Source organism: Streptomyces sp. NPDC093586 (assembly GCF_044764905.1).
In the GTDB taxonomy this organism is placed as follows: domain Bacteria; phylum Actinomycetota; class Actinomycetes; order Streptomycetales; family Streptomycetaceae; genus Streptomyces.
In genome coordinates this window covers 1-2,035 of sequence record NZ_JBIWJA010000098.1, presented here as the reverse complement: position 1 = coordinate 2,035, position 2,035 = coordinate 1, and the positions used below count along the sequence as shown (strand labels likewise).

Genomic DNA, 2,035 nt, shown 5'->3' with positions numbered 1-2,035 from the left:
TCACCCTCAGCCCCAACCGGATCGGAGACATCGCCCGCGCTGCCATCGTCCTCAACGGAATCTGGAAATGATCATCGTTGAGAAAACGTCAGTCAGCGAGCATCCGCAGGTGACAGATAAAGCCGATCACCGGCGACCGCTCACACAGAGCCCGAAATGTGTCCGTTTTGTCGAGCTGTCCGGCGAGGCGATGTCCGCTTTGTTGGCTGGGGACCTGTCCGGAGCCAGCAGGACGGCTGGAGTATCCCTGACCGAGTACTTCGTGACCGATCAAGCACGGTGGCTGTGGCAGTTCCGGCTCGACCAGATGGCCGCCGATCCCGGCCATGCGCGGTGGATGGTGCGGCAGGCGGTCGTCGGCGACCAGGGGCTCGTCGTCGGACACGCCGGGTTCCACGGACCGCCCGATGAGGTCGGCATGGTCGAGATCGGCTATTCCGTCGCTCCCGATTTCCGTCGCCAGGGATATGCCAGATCCACACTAATTGAGTTGCTTCGCCGGGCGGCAGCGGAACGCGCGGTCACGACCGTGCGGGCGTCGATCAGCCCCGACAACGTGGCATCCCTGGCCACGATCTCAGGCTTCGGCTTCGTTCAGGTCGGAGAGCAGTGGGATGAGGAGGACGGTCGCGAACTCGTCTTCGAGGTCTCTGTCCGCCGGGTTCCACGCGCCTGATGGGAAGGATCGCTGCACAACGCTGAGCTGTGATCATGGCGTCCGGTGTGGCGGTCAGGCCGCGGCAGCCAGTGCGCGTCCGCCCCAGCGGATGCCTTTCTCGCTGCGGATGCGGGCGCGTTCGCGGCGTTGAGCGGCCAGGACATCGGGCTGGCGGGCATTCGCGTTGCGCCACCGCAGGTAGCGGTGCAGGGCGCGGGTCTGCACGGTGTGGTTGGGGTGGCTGGAGTTGGCGATGGTGAACTGCCGCAGCGGGCCGAAGAGCGCCTCGATCGGATTGGCCCAGGAGGCGTTGGTCGGGGTGAAGCACAGCTCGACCTTGTTCTTCACTGCCCAGCGCAGGATGCGCGCGTTCTTGTGGGCGGACAGGTTGTCCAGGAACACGTAGATCGGGGCGCCGTCGGGACGTGCTGACCGGAGGGACTTGAGCGCGGCCCAGGTCGGATTGATCCCTTTGCGGCGCCGGTTGACGCCCCACAAGGTGTCGTCGCCGACCGAGTAACAGCCGTGGAAGTACGTGACCCCGTGAGTGCGGTGGAAGGTCACCGGCAACCGGTCGGGGCGGCCCTTCTTCGCCCAGCCGGCGCCGGCGATGGGGCGGATGCCAAGCGGCCCGAACTCGTCGAAGGCAAAGGTGCGATCGGGCCGCTCGTTGATCGCGTACTCGATCCGGTCCAGCTTGGCGTCGAAGTCCGGGTCGCTGGATTCCTTCCAGGTCTTGGTCCTTTGGAACGTCACGCCGCTACGGTGGAGCAGGCAGCGCAGGGCCTCACGGCCGATGCGTATCGGACGGGCGACGTTGTCCCGCAGATGGTCGGCGAGCTTGCGGATCGACCAGCGAGTGAAGGGCTTGCCGAGCTTGGCGGGGCGAGTGGTGGCCGTCTGGATGATGAACTCCTCGTCGTCACCCGTGAGCAGGCGGGGACGGCCTCCCGCCCACCGAGGGCCCAGGCAGGCCAGCCCGATCTCGTTGAAGCGGTGGATGACGTCGCGGACGGTGTCCTCGTCCGCCTGTACCAGATTCGCGATCACCGGGACGGTGTTCCCGCCCGCCGAGGCCAGCAGCATCATCGCCCTGCGGAACCGCACTGTGCTGGTGCTGCCACGCCGCACGATCCGCTGCAGCTTCTGCCCCTCCTGCCCAGTCAGCCTGCGGACCCTGACCGGCTCAGCCATTACGCCTCCTCGCACCGATCGGACGTGTCGTCACATCCAACCGGCGCGAGACCAGGCAGCACCAAACCGGTGATCATTTCCGGTCAGAGCACTAGTGTCCTGCGCCAGTAGTTGATCGTTAGAAATTGCATGACTTCTGCTGCTGGTGCGTCAGTGCCCCGTCGTGGCCCGAAGCTCGAACCG

At 66.0% G+C, this 2,035-nt stretch carries 2 protein-coding genes; one reads left to right on the top strand and one right to left on the bottom strand.

Annotation, left to right across the window (positions count from 1 at the left end; all coding sequences use genetic code 11):
* The first annotated feature begins 190 nt into the window (after nt 1–190).
* Nucleotides 191–676, top strand: coding sequence for a GNAT family N-acetyltransferase (locus tag ACIRFH_RS36545; protein ID WP_403530902.1), 486 nt, complete (start codon nt 191–193; stop codon nt 674–676).
* Nucleotides 677–730: 54 nt separating this feature from the next.
* Here the strand turns inward: ACIRFH_RS36545 and ACIRFH_RS36540 are convergent, their stop codons facing one another.
* The gene (locus ACIRFH_RS36540) at nt 731–1,852 is read right to left on the bottom strand and encodes an IS630 family transposase (RefSeq protein WP_403530899.1); all 1,122 of its coding nucleotides are present in this window, start codon (nt 1,850–1,852) and stop codon (nt 731–733) included.
* Nucleotides 1,853–2,035 lie beyond the last annotated feature (183 nt).